Origin of the sequence: Coleofasciculus sp. C1-SOL-03 (assembly GCF_040220555.1) — a bacterium.
Taxonomy (GTDB): domain Bacteria; phylum Cyanobacteriota; class Cyanobacteriia; order Cyanobacteriales; family Coleofasciculaceae; genus Coleofasciculus.
On record NZ_JAVJUO010000003.1, the window covers coordinates 1 to 24,203 of the forward strand.

23 protein-coding genes and 3 pseudogenes are annotated in these 24,203 nt (G+C 46.7%); 18 read left to right on the forward strand and 8 right to left on the reverse strand.

Annotation, left to right across the window (positions count from 1 at the left end; genetic code table 11):
- The 5 genes and pseudogenes from RIE73_RS00075 to RIE73_RS00095 form a co-directional block, all read right to left on the reverse strand.
- Window positions 1-215 (reverse strand): annotated as a pseudogene (locus RIE73_RS00075) (hypothetical protein); the annotation flags it as partial.
- Window positions 216-366: 151 nt separating this feature from the next.
- A pseudogene (locus tag RIE73_RS00080) lies at window positions 367-663 on the reverse strand (AAA family ATPase); the annotation flags it as partial.
- Window positions 664-689: 26 nt separating this feature from the next.
- Window positions 690-1,673, reverse strand: a complete 984-nt coding sequence (locus RIE73_RS00085) for a glycosyltransferase family 2 protein (protein WP_446399230.1) — start codon at window positions 1,671-1,673, stop codon at window positions 690-692.
- Between the two features lie 179 nt (window positions 1,674-1,852).
- A complete protein-coding gene (locus RIE73_RS00090; RefSeq protein WP_446399231.1) occupies window positions 1,853-2,047 on the reverse strand; it encodes a hypothetical protein in 195 nt (64 codons plus the stop codon).
- Window positions 2,034-3,065: an aromatic ring-hydroxylating dioxygenase subunit alpha gene (locus RIE73_RS00095; RefSeq protein WP_446399232.1), complete on the reverse strand. Its 1,032-nt coding sequence runs from the start codon at window positions 3,063-3,065 to the stop codon at window positions 2,034-2,036. Before RIE73_RS00095 ends, RIE73_RS00090 begins: the two co-directional genes overlap by 14 nt.
- Here RIE73_RS00095 and RIE73_RS00100 point away from each other — a divergent pair.
- The 4 genes and pseudogenes from RIE73_RS00100 to menB all read left to right on the forward strand — a co-directional run bounded on the left by RIE73_RS00100 (window position 3,033) and on the right by menB (window position 5,952).
- Window positions 3,033-4,157 (forward strand): aldo/keto reductase, encoded by a 1,125-nt coding sequence (locus RIE73_RS00100; RefSeq protein WP_446399233.1) that lies wholly within the window; start codon window positions 3,033-3,035, stop codon window positions 4,155-4,157. The two genes, RIE73_RS00095 and RIE73_RS00100, sit on opposite strands and share 33 nt — an antisense overlap.
- Window positions 4,158-4,217: 60 nt before the next feature.
- A pseudogene (locus RIE73_RS00105) lies at window positions 4,218-4,792 on the forward strand (REP-associated tyrosine transposase).
- Entirely contained in the window at window positions 4,725-4,883 is a 159-nt protein-coding gene (locus RIE73_RS00110) for a hypothetical protein (RefSeq protein WP_446399251.1), read from the forward strand. The pseudogene RIE73_RS00105 and the gene RIE73_RS00110 overlap by 68 nt, the downstream one beginning before the upstream one ends.
- Window positions 4,884-5,118: 235 nt before the next feature.
- A complete protein-coding gene (gene menB / locus RIE73_RS00115; RefSeq protein ID WP_446399234.1) occupies window positions 5,119-5,952 on the forward strand; it encodes a 1,4-dihydroxy-2-naphthoyl-CoA synthase in 834 nt (277 codons plus the stop codon).
- 442 nt (window positions 5,953-6,394) lie between these two features.
- Here menB and RIE73_RS00120 read toward each other — a convergent pair whose 3' ends face one another.
- Both RIE73_RS00120 and RIE73_RS00125 read right to left on the reverse strand, forming a co-directional pair.
- Window positions 6,395-6,703: a hypothetical protein gene (locus RIE73_RS00120; protein WP_446399235.1), complete on the reverse strand. Its 309-nt coding sequence runs from the start codon at window positions 6,701-6,703 to the stop codon at window positions 6,395-6,397.
- A 326-nt stretch (window positions 6,704-7,029) separates the two neighbouring features.
- Entirely contained in the window at window positions 7,030-7,572 is a 543-nt protein-coding gene (locus tag RIE73_RS00125) for a DUF721 domain-containing protein (protein WP_446399236.1), read from the reverse strand.
- A gap of 116 nt (window positions 7,573-7,688) precedes the next feature.
- Here RIE73_RS00125 and RIE73_RS00130 point away from each other — a divergent pair, with 116 nt between their 5' ends.
- The 14 genes from RIE73_RS00130 (at window position 7,689) to RIE73_RS00195 (ending at window position 22,581) form a co-directional block, all read left to right on the forward strand.
- Complete coding sequence (locus RIE73_RS00130; RefSeq protein ID WP_446399237.1) at window positions 7,689-9,017, forward strand: hypothetical protein; 1,329 nt, start codon at window positions 7,689-7,691, stop codon at window positions 9,015-9,017.
- Between the two features lie 118 nt (window positions 9,018-9,135).
- Complete coding sequence (locus tag RIE73_RS00135) at window positions 9,136-9,900, forward strand: PspA/IM30 family protein (protein WP_446399238.1); 765 nt, start codon at window positions 9,136-9,138, stop codon at window positions 9,898-9,900.
- Window positions 9,901-10,224: 324 nt separating this feature from the next.
- Complete coding sequence (locus RIE73_RS00140) at window positions 10,225-11,004, forward strand: PspA/IM30 family protein (RefSeq protein ID WP_446399239.1); 780 nt, start codon at window positions 10,225-10,227, stop codon at window positions 11,002-11,004.
- Between the two features lie 221 nt (window positions 11,005-11,225).
- Entirely contained in the window at window positions 11,226-11,549 is a 324-nt protein-coding gene (trxA, locus tag RIE73_RS00145) for a thioredoxin (RefSeq protein ID WP_446399240.1), read from the forward strand.
- Window positions 11,550-11,681: 132 nt separating this feature from the next.
- Window positions 11,682-12,905, forward strand: coding sequence for an LL-diaminopimelate aminotransferase (locus RIE73_RS00150; RefSeq protein WP_446399241.1), 1,224 nt, complete (start codon window positions 11,682-11,684; stop codon window positions 12,903-12,905).
- 353 nt (window positions 12,906-13,258) lie between these two features.
- On the forward strand, window positions 13,259-14,305 hold the full coding sequence (locus tag RIE73_RS00155; protein ID WP_446399242.1) for an NF038130 family PEP-CTERM protein: 1,047 nt from the start codon (window positions 13,259-13,261) through the stop codon (window positions 14,303-14,305).
- Between the two features lie 426 nt (window positions 14,306-14,731).
- Window positions 14,732-15,790 (forward strand): NF038130 family PEP-CTERM protein, encoded by a 1,059-nt coding sequence (locus RIE73_RS00160; protein ID WP_446399243.1) that lies wholly within the window; start codon window positions 14,732-14,734, stop codon window positions 15,788-15,790.
- A gap of 275 nt (window positions 15,791-16,065) precedes the next feature.
- The gene (locus RIE73_RS00165; RefSeq protein WP_446399244.1) at window positions 16,066-16,239 is read left to right on the forward strand and encodes an ankyrin repeat domain-containing protein; all 174 of its coding nucleotides are present in this window, start codon (window positions 16,066-16,068) and stop codon (window positions 16,237-16,239) included.
- A 5-nt stretch (window positions 16,240-16,244) separates the two neighbouring features.
- A complete protein-coding gene (locus RIE73_RS00170; protein WP_446399245.1) occupies window positions 16,245-16,397 on the forward strand; it encodes a hypothetical protein in 153 nt (50 codons plus the stop codon).
- On the forward strand, window positions 16,343-16,459 hold the full coding sequence (locus RIE73_RS00175) for a DUF2281 domain-containing protein (protein WP_446399246.1): 117 nt from the start codon (window positions 16,343-16,345) through the stop codon (window positions 16,457-16,459). Before RIE73_RS00170 ends, RIE73_RS00175 begins: the two co-directional genes overlap by 55 nt.
- Before the next feature lie 546 nt (window positions 16,460-17,005).
- A complete protein-coding gene (gene gltB, locus RIE73_RS00180; RefSeq protein ID WP_446399247.1) occupies window positions 17,006-21,595 on the forward strand; it encodes a glutamate synthase large subunit in 4,590 nt (1,529 codons plus the stop codon).
- A 147-nt stretch (window positions 21,596-21,742) separates the two neighbouring features.
- On the forward strand, window positions 21,743-22,045 hold the full coding sequence (locus RIE73_RS00185) for a type II toxin-antitoxin system RelE family toxin (protein WP_446399248.1): 303 nt from the start codon (window positions 21,743-21,745) through the stop codon (window positions 22,043-22,045).
- The gene (locus RIE73_RS00190) at window positions 22,042-22,287 is read left to right on the forward strand and encodes a hypothetical protein (RefSeq protein WP_446339432.1); all 246 of its coding nucleotides are present in this window, start codon (window positions 22,042-22,044) and stop codon (window positions 22,285-22,287) included. The genes RIE73_RS00185 and RIE73_RS00190 overlap by 4 nt, the downstream gene beginning before the upstream one ends.
- Before the next feature lie 45 nt (window positions 22,288-22,332).
- Window positions 22,333-22,581: a DUF4926 domain-containing protein gene (locus RIE73_RS00195; protein WP_446399249.1), complete on the forward strand. Its 249-nt coding sequence runs from the start codon at window positions 22,333-22,335 to the stop codon at window positions 22,579-22,581.
- A 468-nt stretch (window positions 22,582-23,049) separates the two neighbouring features.
- Here RIE73_RS00195 and RIE73_RS00200 read toward each other — a convergent pair whose 3' ends face one another.
- A complete protein-coding gene (locus RIE73_RS00200; RefSeq protein WP_446399250.1) occupies window positions 23,050-23,952 on the reverse strand; it encodes a serine/threonine protein kinase in 903 nt (300 codons plus the stop codon).
- Window positions 23,953-24,203: the final 251 nt, after the last annotated feature.

Here is a 24,203-nt window from a genome sequence, read left to right on the forward strand (position 1 = left end):
CCTTGCAGTAATTCCAAGTGATTGCTACGACATTCATTCGCCGACTTAACTGCACCTTCAACATAAGCAATGATGCTGTTTGCCTGTCGCTTGTTGATGTCATGATTCTGCTGTAGCTGAGTGTTCAACTTTGACTTACTCGGAGGATTTTGTTCCAAGAGCAGCTTCAAGCAATCAATCTTAGCATCGTAGCCGAGTGTCGCCGCATCATTCAAAAACGCAACCGCCCAACGGTTCGTTGTTGTAGTGACATAAGTGCGGGATTCGGCTTGGGGCATTGAGAGTAAGCCCCGGTACACCTTCAAAGATCATTTGAATAAAATGCTCAAATCCACTGTGTTGTAATTCAAGTACAGTATTAACTTGACTTATTTCATTTTTGTCAGATTTTTTAGATAGAATTTGTTCCACAGAAGTAAAGCGCACATTTGGACCATTCAGTAACAACGCACCAGGGTCATAGGTAGCTTCCAGGGTTTGCTTCATCAGCAATAATGGCTGCATGATGCTGGATTTACCGGAACTATTCGCACCCGCCAGAATGGTTAAGGGACGGATTTCAATACTGCACTCGTCATAGAGTGACTTAAACCCCTGTACAGAAATCTTAGTGATTCCCTGAACTTCCTTGTTGTTGCTTTCAGCCGATGTCGATTGAATCATACCTTAAATATACTCTTTCTTTTGTTTTACCGCTTTTTTTCCATATCCGCATAAGCCGCATAAACTCCCTGCACGTTGTACCAATTCAGGAAAATTCGGGCAATTTCTAAGGCTAACTGCGGCTTCCCGCGATTAATCAAATATTGCAAAAAAGATGCCATGGTTCGTTCATTTAATCGCCCACCCACGGAAAGAACTCCCCAGAGTATCCGGTGCAGCCATGTCATCTGAATCATCATTCGCACGTCCCAAGTGGGATGTTTTTGATAAAATAATACCCCCATGCGTCCCCGTTGAATTTCTCGGTCAATCATCTGGGGAATTTGGTCTAAATTAAAGGGAGGATGCCAATGATAGCCGACAGCAGCCGGACATTTAATCAGTTTTAAACCTAACTGTTTGAGGCGAACACCCAGTTCTAAATCTTCCCAACCATAGAGTTGAAAGCGCGTGTCAAACAGTCCCGCTTCCTCCAACCACTTCCGCGCGATCGCCACATTTCCAGTAGCAAAATAGGCGGCGGAGAAATCCGTTATTTTATAGGGTTCCGAACTGGGATTATCGAAATTGTTGGTATTAATTACCCAGCCATACGTAAAGACGCGATCGCTCCCTAATTGCTGTTGTCCCTGAACCAGTGCATCCGCATGGGCTTGCAGGAAATTCTCGGTGACGACTAAATCGCTATCAATAAAGATAATTGTATCGCCTTTAGCTTGCTCAACACCTAGATTTCGGGCGGCGGCTGGACCCAGGTGATCTTGAGAGAGCGATCGCACTTTAGATAGTTCATGACGATGAGACTCCAGCCACTCTAGTGTGCCATCTGTTGAGCCATCATCCACCACGACGACTTCATAGCCAGCGACAACAGTATTTTCCTTGAGATGTTGGTGTTCTAAGGCTTTTAGGCACTTTTGTAGAATGGGTAGACGATTATACGTGGGAATAACAACGCTGAAAAAGAAGGATGAGGGATGGGATATTAGAGATGAATTTTTGTAGTTCATTAAGGGGTAAACGGCTGTAGGACTTATTGATTATGAATCAGGGCGGGTTTTGTTGTTCAATTCAGTTAGTGGTGGAGAGGGCGGGTTTTGTTGTTCAATTCAGTTAGTGGTGGAGAGGGCGGGTTTTATTGTTCAATTCAGTTAGTGGTGGAGAGGGCGGGTTTTATTGTTCAATTCAGTTAATGGTGGGAAGGGCGGGTTTTATTGTTCAATTCAGTTAGTGGTGGAGAGGGCGGGTTTTGTTGTTCATTTATTGGTGAATAGTTGATGTTAGTTCCTAAACCCGCCCCTACAGTGGCTAAACCCACGCCGACAATTTTGGCTAAACCCACGCCGATAATTGACTTTTGACGTATTACTTCATATCGTGCCAAATGTCACCCCCTTTTGTTTCAGCCAGCGACGGTAAGCTAGGGAGGCTTTATCACTGGGGAAATGACACTCCCGTTGTACATCTAAAGGCAATAATCGAGGACGTTGTGACTCAACAATGGGAATATCTTGAGCCACAACTTGATCTTGAAACGCTTTTAATTCAGCTTCAGGAACATCAAACGCATAATTCATCGCTAACCCCATCCAGCCCAGACATTCGGTTTCCGTGACGGGCGTGACGGTAAAAAAAATAGCCAAGTTCCCTTGAGTTGATGCTTTGACAAAATGAGCCGTTAGCGGACGCAAAATTCGATAAGTATAGGTTACATAGCCGCCTTCACCCGTACCATCAGGGTCAGGTTGCCAGACGCGGATATTATTAATCATAATTTCATCTGGAGTAGATTGGACATGATAGTCCGCGATCGCACTTTGACACACGTCTCCCAGTAATCCCTCATGGACAAAGGGAAAATGAGCCACATCCAGAAAATTTTCCAAAGCCCGAAAGCCGCTAGCGCGATAATAATACGCACCGCAGAGAATTTTACGATAACTGGGGTCATCCCACTCCGGGAAACAAGGAACTGTCTGCTTGGGTTGACCTAGAGATGTCCAAATTAAGCCGTAACGTTTAACAATCGGATAAGTCCTCAAACTAGCACTTGCTGGTGGTTTAAGGTGAGGATGAGCAGGAATGCGAATGCAGTTTCCCTTTCGGTCATACGCCAAGCCGTGATACGGACAGATTAAATTACCTGAGCGAACAACTCCTCGTGATAAAGCCGCCCCTCGGTGCGGACACTGATCTTGCGCCACCGCGAAATCTTCGCCATCATGCCACATTACTAAATCATGTTCCAGCAACCGGATAGACTGCACCGTACCGACAGCAACATTATCAGCCGCCGCAATAACCTGCCAGTCGTTGAGCAAAACTGAGTCTTTGAACATACTTAAAGTATGGTAAACGGATAAAAGTTGATGACCGATAACGACAAAGCCGCCAGTGATCACTCCCCACTCAACCCCCAGCGCAGACAGTTTCTCAAACGATGCGGTGTCCTTGGTGCAGGAATCGCCCTATCTGACTTAATTTTGCAATCAGTTAACCAACCTGTTGCAGCCGCACCGCTGCAAAAAACACCCATTGCAGGAGATACAAATAGTATGACAACCCTCAACCCTGGAGAAATCCCCCGTCGTCCCTTGGGGCGCACTGGCGTAGACGTCTCAGCCATTGGCTTAGGTGGCGCTCATTTAGGTAATGCGTCGAGTCAGGAGGAAGCAATCCGCATTGTCCAAGAAGCCGTTGACGCGGGAATCACGTTTATGGATAATGCCTGGGAATATAATAACCACCGCAGCGAAGAATTGATGGGTAAAGCCTTGGCTGGGCGGCGTGATCAAGTTTTTCTGATGACCAAAGTCTGCACTCATGGACGCGATGCGAGTGTGGCGATGCAGCAATTGGAAGACTCACTGCGGCGACTGAAAACTGATTATCTAGATTTGTGGCAAATTCATGAAGTCGTTTATGATAACGACCCAGAGCTAATTTTCCGCCAAAATGGGGCAATTGAAGCATTAGAACGGGCAAAGCGTGAGGGTAAAGTGCGGTTTGTGGGCTTCACGGGTCATAAAAATCCAGCGATTCACCTGAAGATGTTGGCTTACGATTTCCCCTTCGACACTTGCCAGTTACCGCTTAACTGTTTCGACGCCACGTTTAGCAGTTTTGAACAGCAGGTATTACCGGAACTGAATCGGCGCGGTATTGCGCCCATCGGGATGAAAAGCTTAAGTGGTAATGGTCAAGCGATAAAAAACGGGATTCTCACGGTTGAGGAAGCGCTGGGTTATGCGATGAGTTTACCTGTCGCCACTACGGTTAGCGGTATTCCGTCACTGGATGTATTGCGTCAAAACCTAGCCATTGCCCGGGGTTTTCAGCCGATGAACCCCGAACAGATGCAGGCGTTGCGTGATAAATGTGCCGTTTATGCGGCGGATGGACGCTTTGAACTGTTCAAAACCTCGAAGAAATATGATGCTGATATTGGCAGAATCCAGCATGGCTTTCCACCCCATGCCGAAGTAGCCAGTTAGGTAGGGTGGGCAATGCCCACCATTTCAACATCTTTGGTGGGCGATGCCCACCCTACGGAAATGTCTGATTATCGTCGAGTCTTTAGTCCTGGAGGCACGTTTTTCTTGACTGTGGTGACGTATAATCGTCAGCCTTTTTTCTCAGAACTAGAGAATGTTTCTCGCTTGCGCTGTGTCATGGCACAAGTGAAAACTGAAATGCCCTTTGATATTATTGGGGCTGTTGTGCTCCCGGATCATCTCCATTTTCTCTGGAAATTACCTGTCAACGATAAAAATTATTCTAAGCGAGTTGGTCGGTTAAAAGTTTTGTTTACGCAATCATTGCGTGGTGAGAGAGCATTACCTCAAAATGTGTCAATATCACGTCAGAAGCATCGAGAAAGTAATGTTTGGCAGTGACGCTTCTGGGAACATACCATTCGAGATGAGAGGGACTTTGCAGCCCATCTTAACTATATCCATTACAATCCGGTTAAACATGGTTTAGTATCTTGTCCTCATTTGTGGCAATCCTCTAGTTTTCATTCTTGGGTACGGACGGGAGGAAATGATGTTGAAGGTGTTGTGTTTGTCAGGGCAAGCAACCCCCGATACCCAATTTTGACGCGATCGCAGATAGAGTTGGTGAATAATCGTAGGGTGGGCATTGCCCACCGTACTCAATCCATCAGCGACACAGAGAAGTTGATGGAAACGGTTGTGCCTCAGGTGTTGGTGGCTTGATGATTGATTTTATTGGGGAAAGGTGACGCATTCATATCCCTGCCAACCTTTCCAGCAAATTGCCACATCTTAATCGGGTACTCCATTAAGGCTGGTGGGCATTGCCCACCCCACGGTATATCAAGGGTTTTGGCGATCCAAAACGCACGCTTTTCAGTGCCATTGGGTCTTAGGATAGGGAATGTCAAGCTCAAAGTAGTACTTGGAGTCTTTATAACCAAGGGAAAATACCGATATGTCAATTGACTGGCAAACCGCCAAAACTTACGAGGATATCCTTTATCACAAAGCCGACGGTATCGCCAAAATCACGATTAATCGCCCCCACAAGCGCAACGCCTTCCGCCCTAAAACTGTTTTTGAACTCTACGACGCCTTTTGTAACGCCCGCGAAGACCAGAGAATTGGCGTTGTTTTATTAACCGGGGCAGGTCCTCACACGGATGGTAAATATGCCTTCTGTTCTGGAGGAGACCAAAGTGTCCGGGATAAGGCGGGATACGTTGGCGATGATGGCGTTCCTCGCTTAAATGTCTTGGACTTACAACGCCTAATTCGTTCGATGCCAAAAGTGGTGATTGCCTTAGTCGCCGGGTATGCCATTGGCGGCGGTCATGTCTTGCACGTTATCTGTGACCTAACCATTGCCGCAGATAACGCCATCTTTGGTCAAACGGGTCCAAAAGTCGGCAGCTTTGATGGGGGGTTTGGCGCTAGCTATCTCGCCCGAATCGTGGGTCAGAAGAAAGCCCGGGAAATCTGGTTTCTCTGTCGCCAGTATACGGCACAACAGGCGCTGGACATGGGTTTGGTGAACACTGTTGTTCCTGTAGACCAGTTGGAAGCGGAGGGGATTCAATGGGCAAAGGAAATCTTACAAAAAAGTCCTATTGCTATCCGTTGCTTAAAAGCAGCGTTTAACGCTGACTGTGATGGTCAAGCAGGTTTACAAGAACTGGCTGGAAATGCCACGTTACTGTACTACATGACGGAGGAGGGGTCAGAAGGAAAACAAGCCTTCCTGGAAAAGCGCCCTCCTGATTTCCGTCAATATCCTTGGTTACCTTAAGCAGCATCTCTCGTTAATTTAATTTTTGCACTCGGTCGGGGCGGGTTTAGTCACTTACAGCGCTTAATTCTGTAATAAAGTACAGTAGATCAAAGTCCCCCTTTTTAAGGGGGATTTAGGGGGATCGAAAATGTACCGCATAGCAGAGCAAACTGCTGTATGGGTGAATCAGAAACGATAATGGTGAAACCCACCCCTACATAAAGGCAGGTTTAGTCACTTATGGGCGAATCAAAAACGATAACGGTGAAACCCGCCCCTACATGAATTTTCTCAAAGATTAAGATTTGGTTATCAGAAATTAATTAAACAGGAATTCTCTTAAACGATAAAACTCAAGGGAAAACTAAATGCATTTACTCATTTGAATGAGTCCAATTGATCAAGGTTGTAAGTAACCTCTAACCAACCGATACTCTAGCCGAACGTTATAAACGGGAAATCACACAAGAGCAACTTGAGATGTCACTTTTTCTGGCGTTGATGCCTGGATTTTTGTCGAACCTGTCGGCTGGGGATGACTCTGTGAGCAAGTTACAGCTAACTCTTCTCTCAACATGCGTTGATCATCAAGCCATATTTGCTCAAAACTTTCCCACGACGGCGCAAAGGGAGGTAAGGCTAAAGAACAAGCTTTCCAATTGGCTTTAACGGGTACGCCAAGTTGCTGACACATGCCACCGCGCCGACCTTCAAGTTGGTAATAGCGACAAAACTGACAAGCGGACGTTGAACATTTGCAGGTCTTCATTGGATTCTTTAAAACTGAACTTTTAATTAGCTGTCTATACCTTCTAAATGTCCATTATTTTTTCCTCAAAGTATTAATTTTTTAGATTTTCTTTATAATTGCTTTATATATGAACACATTTTCGCAAAGAAACGAAACAATCAGTTAAGCTTGGTCAGAAACTTGGTTAATTTTTCGTGAAACCCCATGGGGATCAAACCCAAAGGGTCAACCTAATGTATAGTTAGATACGAAATATTATCGGGACATTAAATTGAGAATGATAAGTTAAACCGATCTAAATGGTCATTATTCATAAGCATTCATCAGCCTGGTCAAGGCAACCGCTAACCCTGCCACTGCTTAGTCGCACACAAGCCACAAACATGCCAGCGTTTCAGTTCTCCTGGCGGTGTCGGACAATGGCATTGGGGACACAGGGGTAGGTTTTGCGATCGCGCCTTAATTTTCGCCGCCCACTGTTCAAATGCGGTTTGGGGTGTAGGCGGTTCCACAGGCGGATCGGCAGAAAATGAGACCTCCGGTTCATCCACAAGGCTGGGATGTTCCGATTCCTCAGCCTGGGGTAAGGTTTGCTCTTGATACCACCATCCGGGCGAAAAACGGATAGTCTCTATCGGCGTGGACAATCGAGCATTAAGCTGTTTCAAGATAGAACGGCAATTTAAACTCAGATCTTGAGACCAAACCGAACTTGACGTGGCAACATAAAGAATATTCCGGGATAGTGAATGGGGTCGGGTTTGCTGCGCCCTATCTTCACCCACAACCTCAGCCCAACAGTCGCGAATCTGTTGAAACTGCTTTTGACCTTGCCAAAACGGCTGATTATCCAGTGCTTCTACTATATGATTAAGAGATTTCAGCATGAGTATTTATGCTTCCCTATACAGCTATCCTAAACCAACACTATCCTTAAGTATCGTCTTCGTTGTCACAACGAGCCTCTAACTCAACCCTGCTGGATTAAACGGAAGTTCCCTTCATGAGCCAAAAAACCTCAGCTAAATCATCCACTCCTTCCTCCCCCCTGTCGATTAACCCTGCTTTGCAGACGGCTTTAGGTAGCCTAGACGTGCAACTCGAAGCCGAATTAGCTCGCTATCGACGCCAACGCCGAGGACGTGGTATCACATCTCCCCAACTACCGGGGCGTTACCCCAAACAGAAATCGGCAGTCAATCAGCTTGAGCCGACAAAAGCGTCTCCTATTTCTATCGCCCCAGCCGCCGATTCTATGAGTTCTCCCGGAGACATTGATCGGCAATCCGCTCAAGTGAGTGGTTCTCCCACACCAGAAAAGAGAGAATCCCCAAAGACTGAACCGACTCCACCCCTGTTTCCTCCCCTACCTAGCCAGGAAGCCCCCTTGGTGAAGACTCAGGAGCAAAGGGTTACTGACTCGCAAAGCCTAGAGGAATCCCTAGCAGGGGACGGTAAATTAGTTATCCCGACAACGGATCAGTCTCAACCAGAAGACTATTTAGAATCCTCAGAAAAACTACGGCAAACGTTAGCCGAACAGGAAACCACCAAGGAATCCCAAAAACCCATAACGAATAGAATCCTCACTCCCCTCGGTGTCGGTTCGATTTTACTGTTGCTGGTTTCGAGTGCGACATTGACCTATATTTTTCGGACTAGCCTAGGACTTAATTTCTTAGAAACTGAGACACCCACGACGGCTGAGAATTCAACAGCGACAACCGCTAATCGGGAAAATGAATTACTCGGCGTAAATAAACCTAATCTTGCCAGTGATGATGAATTCCCAGACGTGAATATCAATACACTCCCTAATCTGAAAGCCAATCCAACCTCCAGTCCAAGTGCTTCACCCATCGCCCCCATCCCCAATTCACCGCCTCCAGCAACGGCTCCACCCACGGCTTCAGTCCTACCTTTACCCCAGTTACCGAATCCAGCTTCAAATTTACCATCAGCCCTTTTAACTCCTCCTACCTCACCACCTCCAACGGCGACGCCATCGGTGACACCCAATTCCTCACCCGCTCAACCGGAATCATCGACTAACAAGTCCTCAGAAAAAGCGAATACATCCACCTCGGCTGCACCGAATCCCAACACCGCCCCATCGAATCTGAGTGATGAGTTCTATTATGTGCTGATTAACTCCAGCGATAGTAGCGGGTTGGAGACAGCCCAAACTATTGTCCCTGATGCCTACGTGGTGAACGTACCCGCAGGGACAAGGATTGCTATGGGTGCCTTTAAACTAGAGTCAGAAGCCAAAACCCTAGTCGAGAGGCTTCAACAACAGGGACTTTCGGCATCGATTTATAAACCGGATTAATTGGGGAACAGGGAACAGGGAACGGGGAATGGGCAATGACATAATACATCAGACAAAGAAGCCTGAGATACCATGGTGATAAAGTTTTCCCCACCCCTAACCACAATGGAGAGCTGCTATGGGATTGATTGATCGCATCGGGCGAGTGATTCGCGCCAACCTGAATAGCCTGATTGGACAAGCCGAAGATCCAGAGAAAATTCTGGAACAAGCTGTGGACGATATGCAGCACGATTTAATCCAAATGCGGCAGGCTGTCGCTCAAGCGATCGCGTCCCAAAAACGTACAGAACGCCAAGCCTCCCAAGCTGAATCGACGGCACAAGAATGGTACAACCGCGCTCAACTGGCACTGTCGAAAGGGGACGATAATTTGGCACGAGAAGCCCTAACTCGGCGACAAACTTATCAGCAAACGGCTCAAGCTCTCCAGGGGCAACTGGGGCAGCAGCGTGAGATTGTTACTAAACTTAAAAAAGATATGAAGACGCTAGAGAGTAAAATCTCGGAGGCAAAAACGAAAAAAGACCTTTATATTGCCAGAGCGCGTTCAGCTCAAGCCTCAGAGAAAATTAACGAGATGTTAGGAAATCTCAACACCGGCGGGACTCTGAGTGCCTTTGAGCGCATGGAAGACAGAGTACACGAACTCGAAGCCCGATCCGAGGCGATCACGGAACTCTCTAGTGGCGATCAACTGGAAAAGAAATTTAATGCCATAGAAAGTGGCAGTGACATCGATACGGAATTAGCCTCGATGAAAGCTAACCTAGGTGGTACAACGGAATCGGCACAATTACCGTCCGCTCAAGCCGGATCAGGTGGCAATGCGGAGATCGAGGCAGAACTGGAAAAACTGCGTTCTGATCTGGATAAATCCTAATGGGTGCAACGTCGCACATTTATATTCCGGACTGATAGCACCCCTGCACCCCTTGCACCCAGACCTAGCGTGCTACGTCTCGACAAGCTCCCCGACACCAAAAACGGTGACGATCTAGCAATATTGAGCTGGAAGTTTTTACACTAGATGAAAAGCCTCCTGTCTTAATACCATTGGTTATGAGTGTTTCGATTACATTAACGCAGCGCTTCCTCCTAAAGACAGGAGAGCCTCTATTCCACAAAGTTGACTCCCTGAGCAGGTTCCCAACCGTAGAGCCGGCTTGATACTTAGTTTGTACATTCCGAGAGGATAAACAGCGTCATGGGACTATTTGATCGCCTGAGCCGAGTTGTCAGAGCTAATCTTAACGATATGGTTAGCAAGGCTGAAGACCCAGAAAAAATTCTGGAGCAAGCCATTATTGACATGCAAGAAGATCTGGTACAACTGCGCCAAGCCGTTGCCCGATCCATTGCCACCCAAAAACGTACCGAGCAACAATATAATAAAAACCAATCCGAAGCCAATAACTGGCAGCAACGCGCCCAACTTGCCCTGCAAAAAGGGGATGAAAACCTAGCCCGGGAAGCACTCCAGCGCAAAAAATCCGTCGCTGAAACAGCAACCGTACTCAAAGGTCAGCTTGAACAGCAAACGGCTCAAGTAGACACCCTGAAGCGTAACCTAATTGCCTTGGAAAGCAAAATTTCTGAGGCGAAGACCAAGAAAGATATGCTCAAGGCACGGGCGAGCTCTGCCAAAGCCAATGAGCAGTTACAAAGTACCCTTGGTCGTTTGGGAACTAGCTCGGCAATGGGGGCATTTGAGCGGATGGAAGACAAAGTGATGGAACTCGAAGCCCGTTCCCAAGCGGCTCATGAGTTGGGTGGTGCTGACTTAGAAAATCAATTTGCTGCCCTAGAATCGGGGAGTGATGTTGATGATGAGTTGACGGCAATGAAAGCCCAGTTATCCGGTGGTTCTGTCTCTCAGCCAGCTTTAGAAGGCACATCAGAGCAAAAAACCGACTCGGGTGCTGCCCCCCAATCCGAAGTTGACGACGAATTGGAACAACTGCGAAAGCAAATCGACAATTTGTAAGCATTAGGCGTCATCAACAATCCGAGAGACGCGCCATGGCGCGTCTCTACATCATAATCATGACATTTCCTTTGATGTTTTCTTGCGATCGCCTGAAGGCTTAGACTGATCGAGAGAACCTGAAAAAACGGGCTGACTGACTGATCATCTGACAATGGCTAATCATTGTCGAGAGGCGGTGAGTCTCGCTAGAGTAGTCATTTGTGTTTATGGAGGGTGTTGTGAGTAACGTACTTGAGATTACCGATCAGGAGTTTGAAACCGAAGTTTTAAAAGCCGACAAGCCAGTGCTAGTGTATCTTTGGGCAACTTGGTGTGGACCTTGCCGCCTGGTCTCGCCCTCGGTGAATTGGATTGCGGAAAATTATAGCGATCGCCTGAAAGTGACTAAGATGGAAGTTGATCCAAATCCCGTTACTGTGAAGCAGTATCACGTCGAAGGAGTCCCCTCACTCTTACTCTTTAAAAATGGAGAGGTTGCCCAGTTCCATGAAGGGGCTATTGGGAAGCAAAAGTTGCAGGAAATCATAGATAACGAGCTTTGAGTCTTTTCGGTTGTAGGGGTGGGTTTCACCATTATCATTTTTTGCCGCCAAAATGTCACTAAACCCGCCCCGTCTGAATTGATGCCCTGTGCCCTGTTCCCTGTTCCCTGTTCCCTGTGCAATAACTAAACCATGCAGTTTGCTCAACGTTTACAACCCCTGCAAGCCAATGTGTTTGCCGATATGGATCAGGCAAAGGCAAAAGCTAAAGCCTTGGGTCAAGATATTATTGACCTATCTTTGGGTTCCTCTGATTTATCGGCATCGGATCATGTCGTTGCGGCGATTGAGGCTTCGCTGCATGACCCTAGCACTCATGGTTACTTACTGTTTCATGGGACGCAAGCGTTTCGTCAGGCTGTAGCTAAGACGTATACTCAACGATTTGGTATTTCGGTTGACCCAGAAACGGAGGTTCTACCTCTAATTGGTTCCCAAGAGGGAACGGCACATTTACCCTTAGCGATTCTCAACCCTGGTGATTTTGCCTTATTGCTTGATCCAGGGTATCCGTCTCATGTCGGTGGGGTGTATTTGGCAGGGGGTCAAATCTATCCGATGCCTCTGTTGGCAGAAAATCAGTTTTTACCTGTTTTTGAAGAAATTCCAGGATCTGTCCTTGCCCAAGCCAAGATGATGGTGCTGAACTATCCCCATAATCCCACCAGCGCGATCGCACCGTTATCGTTTTTCCAGAAAGCGGTGGCTTTTTGTCGCCAGCATGATGTGGTTCTGGTTCACGATTTCCCTTATGCTGATTTGGTATTTTCTCCAGATGGGAAAGCACCTGCCAATCTTAACGCCCTAGCGCCCTCAGTTTTACAAGCTGACCCCAATAAAGAAATCTCGATTGAATTTTTTACCTTTTCTAAATCCTATAATATGGGCGGCTTTCGCATTGGGTATGCGATTGGAAATGCTCAACTGATTAAGGCACTGCGCCAAATTAAGGCGGTGGTGGATTTTAACCAGTATCGCGGCATTTTAAACGGTGCGATCGCGGCACTACAGGGAAATCAAGATGGTGTGCAAGCGATGGTGGCTACGTTTCAGAAACGGCGGGATGCGTTTGTGCAAGCGTTAAACCGTATCGGTTGGCAGGTTCCGCTTCCCCAAGCGACGATGTATGTCTGGGCAAAATTACCCCAACCTTGGGAGCAGAATTCGATCCAATTTTGTACCCAGTTAGTAGAAGAAACCGGAGTGGCGGCATCACCGGGGGCTGGGTTTGGTAACGCTGGGGAAGGATATGTTCGCTTTGCTTTGGTGCAAGAACCTGAGGTGCTAGAAACAGCCGTGCAGCGAATCGCTGGATTTGTGCGATCGCATGGTACGGTTACAGAACCCTCTGTTTAAGCTATTCGGTATTTAATAGATAATGGTTTCCGGGTTGTGCAGCAAGCCCTAAATATTTTGCCGCTAAACCGGGAGAAAACTGTTACAAAAGTTGAAAAATATAGGTAGATTTGTCCCTATTTAACTCATGCTACGTCCTGGACTTTTCTCTAGCCTTCTCTAAATCTTCACAGAAGCATATAGAAGTTTTACACGGACTTCACCCATTTTAGGAGTCGGTATCTCTATAATAAAAGATATCTGAGAGCAGGCTGGGTTTGATAACTAAGGAGAAAAATGCAACCCAGCGAATCGATAAAATTTCGCTAACTTGAAAGGCTTATGTTGTCTTTTCATTTCCTGAAATCCAGGAGATGAATGGCGAATATATTGCCATGGTAAGCGAAATCATACAACCCTTAAACTTTGTCACCACTCAATCACTAGGGAAATACATCATGAAAAGCAATCTGAAAAAACTTCTGTTTGGCGCATCAATTCTTGCCAGTGTCAGCGCGATCGCCACTGCCCCCGCTTCGGCAACAACATTTACTCTCTCTGGTTCAGACATTATTAAATATGAGGCGATCGATTCTAATAATGATGGCATCTTGGATACAACGGTAGCCAATCCAAACGCCGATATCAATGCTCTCTTACAAGGAAATTGCAGCGTTCCCGCCTATAGTCCTGATTACGAATGTAACCTTGGTGAACCCGGTGGAAACCTAGAATTATTTGCCAGCAGCGAACAACTTGACCTAGATGAATTCAAAGCGCATCAGGACGTTACCAGTTTACAAGCTACCTTTGATGATGGTAGAAGCATGACGCTTAGTAGCCTCACGGCAGTAGACTGGTTTGGAGAGGACTTAAATACTGGCTATGGGGCAAATACATTAGCCAATAGATGGTTTAGTGATGCCCTGGATGCCTATAATATTAACGATTTCTTACTTGGCGGTTTAGGTTACACTCGAGGGAGTTTATACAATACATTCCTGACTAGAGGTGGATTCCAACGGTTCAGTGACGCGAATATCAGCTACGTCAATAATAATAACGGCACAGTGGATATTGGTTTAGCGGGTCACTATGACGCGACACAGATGTTATTAGGCGTCCTCAACCCAGCTCAGGATGAACAACTCAAATTTGCTCAACGCTTGGAGATACTACCACCACAATTGCAAGCCAGTGAGGTGGTTAAAGTAACTCATAACGGTAGAACAAGTTATGCTTACACCTTCAGTGCGGCTAGATCTACCCTTTCATCTGACGATGGAACCCATTCGCATACTGGAGTCTATGATCCACAGTTTACGCTTGATCCTGTTGATGTACCAGAACCGTCGATTCTACTCGGCTTAATTGGCGTAGGTGGTTTAGTCGTCGCCAAACGCCAGAGCCAAAAATCTTAGGTCAAATGTCGCTGAGATAGGCGCTTGTGACAATTAGATCAGTTTTTAGGGAGCCTGTTGGCTCCCTTTGTGGTGTCAGTGAGTAGGCATACTTCGGTGGAAATACACCATTTTTTACAAAATGCTACCCAAGTTATACGGCTTGCTAGATTATTTTATATATATTTAGTTGAGTAGTGATTAGCACATATAAAATAAAATGTCTACAACTTTATCGAAACTTTATCGATTTTTTGCGAAACTTCATGTAAACTTTATAAAGAGATGAGGAAATTTGTGGGCAGGCGACGAAAGCTCAAGGGCTGAAGACATCGCCGGTTAGAGGACAACCAGAGGTTATTAGAGCCAAGAGTGGGTTAGCCAAAGCCTAACCCTGTGTATGTGCTGTTAAGAAGGCTCAATCTATAAAGTCACGGAGATACTGCAATGAAAACTAATATCCAGAAACTGCTCGTCGGGGCATCACTTGTTATGGGTGTCAGTGCGATCGCCACCAATCCAGCGTTGGCGGCATCCATTACGGGGGCGGAAGTTACAGGAACTGCCCCCAATAACTTTGAAGTGTGGGATGTTGATCCGGCGGTCACTTGTGAAGCACAATTTTGTTTAGGGTCAAAAGGTACGGATACCTCCAACCTGACCGATATCTTAGCGGGAACCGCTTCTGCTCCCGGAGGGAATATTGAGTTATTTAAGACCAGTGAAGGAGGATACCCGGATCTGGAAAGCTTTTTGGACTACGACGAGGTTACCAGCTTAGATATAGACTTTAATGATGATACAGGTATAACTCTCAGTAGTCTCACCGCCAAGGATTTGTTTGGCTCAAGTTTAGATACATCATATACATCAGATACTGTTGCCACAAAATGGTTTAATGATGCCTTTGACGCCAATGTGGACGGGGTTATAAGTTCTGTTAATAGTACCTTGAGCAGTAATCCTATCATTCGACCTATGCTGGGGGTTGGTTCGACGGTTGATAATGAAGCTGAACTGTATACAGCTATAGTTAATGGATTAACTACCCTTAATTATGGATCAGAGGCTTCTAAGTTTAGTAGTCGTGAAGCTATATTCGATACCTTTCTCAACCAGGGCGGATTCCAGCGCTCAGTTGATCCTAATATTGCCTTCGTCAACAAAAACGGCAATAATGTCGAGTTTGGGCTAGCCGGTCACGCGAACTTGATATTCTATGCTCCTGATAATGTCGTCGAGGCGCTTGAGAACTTTGGTATAGACTTTACATTGCTAGCTAGTGAACTGGTTAAGGTTTCCTACCCAGGTAAAGAGGATATCATGTACTCGTTCACTGGTTCATCCTCTAATGTGGCTTCCAATGATGGCTCATTTAACTTTACTTACGTAGCTGATCCTGCTCTGGAAGCCAATACTCCTGCTGCCCCTGAACCCTCCTTTATCCTAGGAAGCTTATTGGCAGGGGGTGGATTGTTTGCCGCCAAGCGCAAGCGGAAAAAATAGTCAGTCTTAAATTAGGGTCTGCTGAATGAGTCTTGTGGTGGGGAGAGGGAATGGGGAATAGGCTTTCTTGCAATGGTTTCAACCCTCTGTCGAGGGAAAATTCGGTGCTGAGGTCGGCTTGCAATTCCAGGATGCAAGACGGTGGTCATGTAAAAACGAAAGCAGTTTGTAGTAAGGGAACCTTAGCCTTTCAACGTGTCAACGAAGCCAATAACCCTTGAATAAAGGGCGGGTTTTGTTGCTCAGTTATCGGTAACCTGATAGGGTCTAAGCAGATGATCGAGTTCCTGCTGCAAAGTGGAGCCAATATTGTGGCTAAAGATGATCAGGGGAATACGCCATTGCATTTTGCCCCTTCTCCTGAAATCGCAGCACTTCTAATTGCCGATATTAATGCCAAAAATCGTGATGGGGAAACGCCGCTTCTCAGCTTGAGCCAAATCGGGTAGAATTATTGATTGCCAAGGGCGCAAATGTTAACATCAGGAATAATCAAGGAAACACCCCACTACATCTCGCGATCGCAGACCGGTTAAATCGGCTCGTGATATTATGGGAGTTCGGGAACAGTTGGCGGCGGTTCTGGATACTTTATCCGATGATTTAGTTGCCGAAGTCTGTGATTTTGCCGAGTTTTTACAGCAAAAACAAGTTCGTAGGGGCGCATAGACGTGCGCCCTTTGTTTAATGACGCTTTTGAACCTAACTCGTTCAATTTAAACCATATATCGGTGGGTTACGGTAGATGTTTTCTGGAAGGGTTATTGACTTCGTTGAAACGTTGAAAGGCTAAGGTTCCCTTACTACGAACCCCGACGCGATCAACAAATCATGAATTTTTGGCATTCGGTATCAGGATATACTGTTTTTTTAGAATTTTTCCCAGAAAATTCAACCCTTAATTGAATTCTCGCTAAATCCTGCCAATCTTATCGTTTTGTTAAAGCTTGGCTTGTACTTCTGGTGGAGTTGGTTTATCGTAATCCAACAAGCTTGTGGTGTCGCAGCGGGATACCCTTCCGAAAAGGCAGAAGGCAGGAGGCAGGAGGCAGAAGGTAGAAGAAAGGAATGCTTGTACAGTAAACTGTTGCACCTTTTCCCACTGGATACTGATTTCCGCTACGTTGCACCAGATAGCTTTCCACCCTCTACACTGAAAAACGGGCGCAAGTCCTTGCGCCCCTACAACCCTCGTCATTTTTGGGTCATTTTGAGATGAAAAGCAACCAACTGCCAAAAAAACAAGGTTTATACGATCCACAGTTTGAACACGATGCTTGCGGTGTCGGATTCATCGTGCAGATGAAGGGGAATCAGTCTCACGATATCGTGGAACAAGCGCTAACGATTCTGGCAAACTTGGAACATCGCGGTGCGTGTGGTTGTGAACCGAATACTGGAGACGGTGCAGGGGTTTTAATCCAAATCCCGGATCAGTTTATGCGGAAAGTCGCCGCCGCCGATAACATTACCCTACCGGAAGCGGGTAAGTATGGAGTAGGGGCGATTTTTACCTCCCCTGATGCGATGATTCGCCAGCAGAGTCGCCAGATTTTTGAGAAAATTGCTACAGAAGAAGGGCAAACGGTTCTGGGTTGGCGGGATGTTCCTGTGGATAACTCACCCTTGGGGAGTATCGCCAAACTGGGTGAACCGTTTATGCAACAGGTGTTCCTCCAGCGTTCCTCGAATCTGGCTGATGATTTAGCCTTTGAACGGAAACTCTATGTGATCCTGAAACGGGCGGAAAAAGAACTTAGCCAGTCAGAGGTTGACCCCTGTTGGTATACGGCTAGCCTCTCCTGTCGTACAATCGTGTACAAAGGGATGCTGACGCCGATACAGGTGGGACAATATTATCCCGAACTCCATGATCCGGATCTCAAAAGCGCCCTAGCCTTAGTGCATTCCCGATTTAGCACCAACACCTTCCCCAGTTGGGAACGCGCCCACCCCTATCGCTACATTGCCCATAATGGGGAAATTAATACCTTACGGGGTAATATTAACTGGATGCACGCCCGACAGTCGCTGTTTAAGTCGAAGCTGTTTGGCGATGACTTAGAGAAAATTCAGCCCGTTATTGATTTAGAGGGAAGTGACTCAGCGATATTCGACAACTCCCTAGAAATGTTAGTCTTGTCTGGGCGTTCCTTACCCCATGCGGTAATGATGATGATTCCAGAACCCTGGACAAATCATGAGTCGATGAGTGCCCAGACAAAGGCATTCTATGAATATCACTCCTGTCTGATGGAACCCTGGGATGGTCCTGCGTCTATCGCCTTTACCGATGGTACGACGATTGGGGCAGTTTTGGATCGAAATGGATTGCGTCCATCCCGGTATTATGTCACCAAGGATGATCGGGTAATTATGGCATCGGAAGCGGGGGTGTTACCCGTAGAACCCGAAGACGTGGCGTTTAAAGGGCGCTTGCAACCCGGGCGGATGTTCTTGGTGAATATGGAAGAGGGGCGGATTATTGCTGATGAGGAATTGAAACAGGCAATTATTACCGAACATCCCTACCAAGAGTGGATTGACGAATACATGGTGGAACTGGCACAGTTAAAGGATGCGCCAGAGGTAGCCCAACCGGAACCCGACACCCTGATTCAACGGCAAATCGCATTCGGCTATACCTTCGAGGAATTGCGGATGCTAATGGCGCCGATGGCACAGAATGGAGTGGAAGCCGTGGGTTCCATGGGTTCGGATACGCCATTGGCAGTGTTATCCGATCGCCCGAAGTTACTGTACAATTATTTCCAGCAACTCTTTGCCCAAGTTACCAATCCCCCGATTGATTCGATTCGGGAAGAAATTATTACCTCAGCGGAAACGACAATTGGTTCAGAACGCAACTTACTGGAACCCGAACCCCAGAGTTGTCATTTAATTGAACTGAAAACGCCAATTCTGACGAATGCGGAATTGGCAAAGCTGAAATATGTGTCCGAAGGGGAGTTTAAATCGATTACCCTCCCGATTCTATTTGACCCCGAGGCTGGGGTGAAGGGATTGGAAACGGCGCTGGATGAAATTTTCGCCAAAGCGGATAGTGCGATCGCACAAGGAACCAGTATCATTATTCTCAGCGATCGCGGCATTGATAAAGACCATGCACCCATCCCCGCCTTACTTGCGGTGGCTGGATTACATCACCACCTAATCCGCAAAAAGACGCGCACTAAAGTCGGAATCGTCTTAGAATCCGGAGAACCTCGCGAAGTTCATCATCATGCGCTTCTGATTGGGTATGGCTGCGGTGGAATTAATCCCTATCTGATCTATGAAACCATTGACGATATGATCAGCCAGGGCTTGCTGGAAAATATCGATAGCAAGACAGCGCAGAAAAACTATATCAAAGCCGCTACTAAGGGGGTAATTAAAGTCGCCTCCAAGATTGGCATTTCCACGATTCAAAGCTATCGCGGCGCCCAAATCTTTGAAACCATTGGACTCAAACAGGCACTTGTTGATAAATACTTTACTTGGACAGCTACCCGGATTGAAGGGGCGGATTTAGACGTAATTGCCCAAGAAGCCATTATGCGTCATCGTCACGCTTTCCCTGACCGGGAAGTGAATGGACATACCCTGGATGCAGGTGGTGAATATCAGTGGCGCAAAGACGGTGAGGCACACCTATTAAGTCCGCAAACCATCCACGCCCTGCAAAACGCCGTGCGTCAGGGGAGTTATGAGTCCTATAAAGAGTATTCTGCCCTAATTAATGAGCAGACTAAGCAGCATTTTACCCTACGGGGACTCCTACAATTCAAGAAACGCGACCCGATTCCCTTAGAAGAAGTGGAACCTGTAGAAGCGATTACTCGGCGGTTCAAAACTGGGGCGATGAGTTACGGGTCTATCTCTAAAGAGGCACATGAATCCCTCGCCATCGCCATGAACCGAATTGGCGGGAAATCCAATACGGGGGAAGGCGGAGAAGATCCCGAACGCTATACCTGGACGAATGGACAGGGTGATTCTAAGAATAGCGCGATTAAACAAGTCGCATCTGGGCGATTTGGCGTCAACAGTTTGTATTTGTCCCAAGCCAAGGAACTCCAAATTAAGATGGCGCAGGGGGCGAAACCTGGAGAAGGGGGACAGTTACCGGGGCGGAAGGTGTATCCTTGGATTGCGAAGGTACGCAACTCTACCCCTGGAGTCGGCTTAATTTCGCCACCGCCGCACCACGATATCTACTCAATTGAAGACTTAGCCGAGTTAATTCATGACCTAAAAAACGCCAACCGCGACGCCCGGATTAATGTGAAACTGGTGTCTGAGGTGGGGGTAGGCACGATCGCGGCGGGGGTTGCCAAAGCCCATGCGGATGTGGTATTGATTTCTGGTTTTGATGGCGGAACGGGTGCATCGCCGCAAACCTCGATTAAACACGCCGGATTACCCTGGGAATTAGGGGTAGCGGAAACCCATCAAACTCTGGTATTAAATGATCTGCGATCGCGGATTGTGGTGGAAACCGATGGTCAAATGAAGACCGGGCGCGATGTGGTCATGGCGGCGCTATTAGGGGCAGAGGAATTTGGCTTCTCTACCGCACCTCTAGTGACCCTGGGCTGCATTATGATGCGAGTTTGTCAAAAAAACACCTGTCCGGCGGGAATTGCCACCCAGAACCCGGTGCTGCGCCAGAGTTTCATCGGTAATCCGGATCATACGGTGAACTTCATGCGATTTGTCGCCCAAGAAGTGCGGGAAATCATGGCACAGTTGGGATTCCGCACCCTGAATGAAATGGTAGGGCGTGTGGATGTCTTGGAAGCAAAGCAGGCGGTGGATCATTGGAAGGCGAAGGGATTGGATTTATCCCAGATTCTCTATCAACCGGATGTGGGACCCGAAATTGGGCGCTATTGCCAGATTCCCCAGGATCATGGGTTAGATAAGTCCCTAGATATGAGGGTACTGCTAGACTTATGCAAAGGCGCGATCGCAAAGGGTGAAAAAGTAACCGCTACTCTACCGATTCAGAATACCAATCGGGCGGTTGGCACGATTTTAGGCAACGAAATCACCAAGCGTCATTGGCAGGGATTACCGGAGGATACCATCCAGCTACATTTCCAAGGAAGTGCAGGTCAAAGCTTCGGCGCATTTGTACCCAAGGGCGTCACCTTAGAACTCGAAGGCGATGCCAATGACTACTTTGGCAAAGGATTATCCGGAGGTAAATTAATCCTCTATCCTCCCGCCCGTTCCACCTTTGTCCCCCGTGAAAATATCATTGTCGGGAATGTCGCCCTCTATGGCGCAACGGCGGGTGAAGTCTATATTCGGGGAATGGCTGGTGAACGGTTCTGTGTCCGCAACTCAGGGATTAACGCGGTGGTGGAAGCCGTGGGTGATCATGGGTGCGAATATATGACTGGCGGTAAAGTGGTGGTTCTCGGTCCAACCGGGCGCAACTTTGCCGCAGGAATGAGTGGTGGTGTCGCCTATGTGTTGGATGAACAGGGTGATTTTGCCACTCGTTGCAATACCCAGATGTCCGATTTGGAGAAACTGGAAGATGAGGAGGAGATTGAAATCATCCACCAAATGATTGCCAAACACGTCGAGTACACCAAGAGTCAACTGGGATTAACCATCTTGGCGAATTGGACAGAAATGGTGCCAAAGTTTGTCAAGGTGATACCCAGGGATTACAAGCGGGTACTGACTTGTCTGCATAAAGCCGAAGAAGCCGGATTAAGTGGCGATGATGCGTTGACGGCTGCGTTTGAAGAAAACGCCCGCGATTTAGCCCGAATTAGCGGTAGCTAGTTCTTACCGTAGGGTGCGTTAGCGAAGCGTAACGCACCATTTCCCAAGGCTTTGATCACAGGGCGACCCGAGTCAATTAAATGGACACCATTGTTCATTGATACAGGCGGGTCGCCCCTACAGCCATAAACGGTTCTCTTCCATGCAATGAAATGCGAGATTAACTTTACTCCTATAGCTGCCAATCATATACGCGCCTATAGAAAATTTGTCCAAAAAATTATTCTTGATTCTATCGAAGCACAGCTATCCGATGAACCCACACTAGAAACTAGAAACAGAAAACGACTGGGAGAAAATGAACTATCCGATTGGGAACTACGAGTGGATAACTATCGGGTTTTCTATGATGTAGTTATAGAAAACGATTCCCGTATCGTTCAGATCAAGGCTGTGGGACACAAAGAACACAATACACTTTACATTGGTGGTAAAGAGGTTCAGATATGAAAATTATCAACGTAGAAAGTGGTCAACTTACGCTAGATGAGGTGATGACACTGGCACAAGGGGAAGCTGTCGTTTTACGCAAGCCCGACGGCGCACTATTTGCCCTCGCCCCCGTCGATGAGTTTGCGGTGGAAGTGGAACTACTGAAACATAATACTGAGTTTATGGCATTTTTAAGAGAACTATCTCAGGAAAAAGCAACCATTTCACTGCAATCATTGCGAGAAGAATTGGGGTTATAACAATTGCTATTTCAACGGCGACTAGAGCCATGAATAGAGGATACCATGGATTACAAACTTTATTCAGACGTTATCTTGCTTGGCGATAGTCCTGAAGCTGGACTTTATGCAGGTGATATCGGTACAGTTGTAGAAAAACATAACGTTGCTGAATTAGAAACGGGTTATAGTGTTGAATTTTTTGATATGCTAGGCAACACCGTAGCCGTTATGACTCTACCTGCAAGTTCTCTCCGTTCACCCACTCATGCAGACCGACCAACGGTTAGACAGATTAATAATTTTGCCGCTTAGCGAATTATATATGAAAATTATCAACGTGGAAAGAAAGCCTTGAAATAAATTTCAGGCTCAAAGCTAAAGTAAGCTAAAGCTTACTCAACTATAGTATTATTAACCCGTTTTAACGGGTTTTAGCTCTTAGCCCGTAGACGCGGAGCGGCTTCTCTTCGAGTATTTTAATTCAGGGCTGACTATCGTTTACTTGGAAGTGTATAAGTTGCTTACAAATTTTTCTTGGCTAATTGTTTTAATCCGCAGGCGGCTTCTGTGGCTTTGGGGTGGGAGCGGTGTCAGGTATCGGAAACGTAGAACCCGTAAGACTTTGTGAATTTTGCCTCTGTTGTAAATCGTTACATTTTGCTGAAACCTTTATATGTTACATTTTACAAGTCTCGCCGCGAGAGAAGAGATTTCACTCCTCCCACTTCATCTAAAATCTCTAAAAAACTCCTCTATCTATTCATCCGAAACATTCCCAATCTATTCATCCGAAACATTCCCAATAACTTCCCCACTTATCAAATCCGAAACATTCCTTCTAACATTACCATCAGCCGGATTCTGGGGAATCAATAACCGCAACCATTCTCGCACTGACTGAGGGCGATTCTCTGGCTGTAGTTCCATCCCGGTCAAAATCCCTTGATTCACCCTATCACTGACATTTGAATTCAGCGCCTGTGGTGGTTGTAATGAATCCCGCACCAATCGCATAAATGCTGGCGGTGGTACTTTTGTCGTCAGTAAACAATACAGTGTCGCCGCTAACCCATACACATCCGTATATTCTCCCCGATGTGCCTGTTCATCATACTGTTCAAGGGGAGCAAAACCGGGTGTGACATGAACGCTATGAGTTTGAGTCAGATTGGGGATAAATTCTCTAGCAATACCAAAATCAATCAGTACCGCTTCTGATACGCCAGAACGCACCATAATATTTTGGGGTTTTAAATCTCGATGTAATAATCCCTTATCATGAACCACCGTCAGCGCTTCCCCAATCTGCTGGATATAGCCTAATGCTTCCGCTTCGGATAAAGGATTGCGATTTCTCACCCGTCGCCATAAATCTTCCCCCTGGATATATTCCATGGCGATACAGGGGAGTGATTGTTCATGAAAGACATTTTCAATCTGGACAATATGGGGGTGTCTACACACGGCTAATCGGGTAGCTTCCCGCTCAAAATCTCGCTGGTATTTATCGCGAAACTCGATAAAGTCGGGATTCGTCATCACTTCATCTTTCAGGGTTTTGATGACGAGGGGGTTGCCTTTTCTGTCTTTTGCCAGGTAGGTGATACCAAAGCCACCTTGACCGAGTTTGCGTTCGATGATGTAGCGACGACCGTATAATTGCTGTCCCTTGACCCAGACCATTGATGATTTTGGCGATAATCCTGTCTTGATTGTGCCACAATCGCTGGATGGAATTAGGATGTTTGTCGATTAGTGGTGTCAGAGTTAAGTTATCGCCCCCTCACCCCCAACTCATAAGGGTAGGTTTTTTAAGATTGGGGTTGAGGTAAGACAAGGAAGACAGGTAGACCAGTAGACAAGGAAGAGTGAGAACGAAAAATCGGGCGTTTCGGCTTTTAGAAGTTAGCTTGACCGAACCTAATTTTGTACGG

Excerpts from the sequence above, each read along its gene's own strand:
- RIE73_RS00085 (WP_446399230.1), bottom strand. The coding sequence starts at position 1,673 with ATGAACTACAAAAATTCATCTCTAATATCCCATCCCTCATCCTTCTTT.
- RIE73_RS00100 (WP_446399233.1), top strand. The coding sequence starts at position 3,033 with ATGACCGATAACGACAAAGCCGCCAGTGATCACTCCCCACTCAACCCC.
- menB (WP_446399234.1), top strand. The coding sequence starts at position 5,119 with ATGTCAATTGACTGGCAAACCGCCAAAACTTACGAGGATATCCTTTAT.
- RIE73_RS00120 (WP_446399235.1), bottom strand. The coding sequence starts at position 6,703 with ATGAAGACCTGCAAATGTTCAACGTCCGCTTGTCAGTTTTGTCGCTAT.
- RIE73_RS00125 (WP_446399236.1), bottom strand. The coding sequence starts at position 7,572 with ATGCTGAAATCTCTTAATCATATAGTAGAAGCACTGGATAATCAGCCG.
- RIE73_RS00130 (WP_446399237.1), top strand. The coding sequence starts at position 7,689 with ATGAGCCAAAAAACCTCAGCTAAATCATCCACTCCTTCCTCCCCCCTG.
- RIE73_RS00135 (WP_446399238.1), top strand. The coding sequence starts at position 9,136 with ATGGGATTGATTGATCGCATCGGGCGAGTGATTCGCGCCAACCTGAAT.
- RIE73_RS00140 (WP_446399239.1), top strand. The coding sequence starts at position 10,225 with ATGGGACTATTTGATCGCCTGAGCCGAGTTGTCAGAGCTAATCTTAAC.
- RIE73_RS00150 (WP_446399241.1), top strand. The coding sequence starts at position 11,682 with ATGCAGTTTGCTCAACGTTTACAACCCCTGCAAGCCAATGTGTTTGCC.
- RIE73_RS00155 (WP_446399242.1), top strand. The coding sequence starts at position 13,259 with ATGAATGGCGAATATATTGCCATGGTAAGCGAAATCATACAACCCTTA.
- RIE73_RS00160 (WP_446399243.1), top strand. The coding sequence starts at position 14,732 with ATGAAAACTAATATCCAGAAACTGCTCGTCGGGGCATCACTTGTTATG.
- RIE73_RS00165 (WP_446399244.1), top strand. The coding sequence starts at position 16,066 with ATGATCGAGTTCCTGCTGCAAAGTGGAGCCAATATTGTGGCTAAAGAT.
- RIE73_RS00175 (WP_446399246.1), top strand. The coding sequence starts at position 16,343 with ATGGGAGTTCGGGAACAGTTGGCGGCGGTTCTGGATACTTTATCCGAT.
- gltB (WP_446399247.1), top strand. The coding sequence starts at position 17,006 with ATGAAAAGCAACCAACTGCCAAAAAAACAAGGTTTATACGATCCACAG.
- RIE73_RS00185 (WP_446399248.1), top strand. The coding sequence starts at position 21,743 with ATGAAATGCGAGATTAACTTTACTCCTATAGCTGCCAATCATATACGC.
- RIE73_RS00190 (WP_446339432.1), top strand. The coding sequence starts at position 22,042 with ATGAAAATTATCAACGTAGAAAGTGGTCAACTTACGCTAGATGAGGTG.
- RIE73_RS00195 (WP_446399249.1), top strand. The coding sequence starts at position 22,333 with ATGGATTACAAACTTTATTCAGACGTTATCTTGCTTGGCGATAGTCCT.
- RIE73_RS00200 (WP_446399250.1), bottom strand. The coding sequence starts at position 23,952 with ATGGTCTGGGTCAAGGGACAGCAATTATACGGTCGTCGCTACATCATC.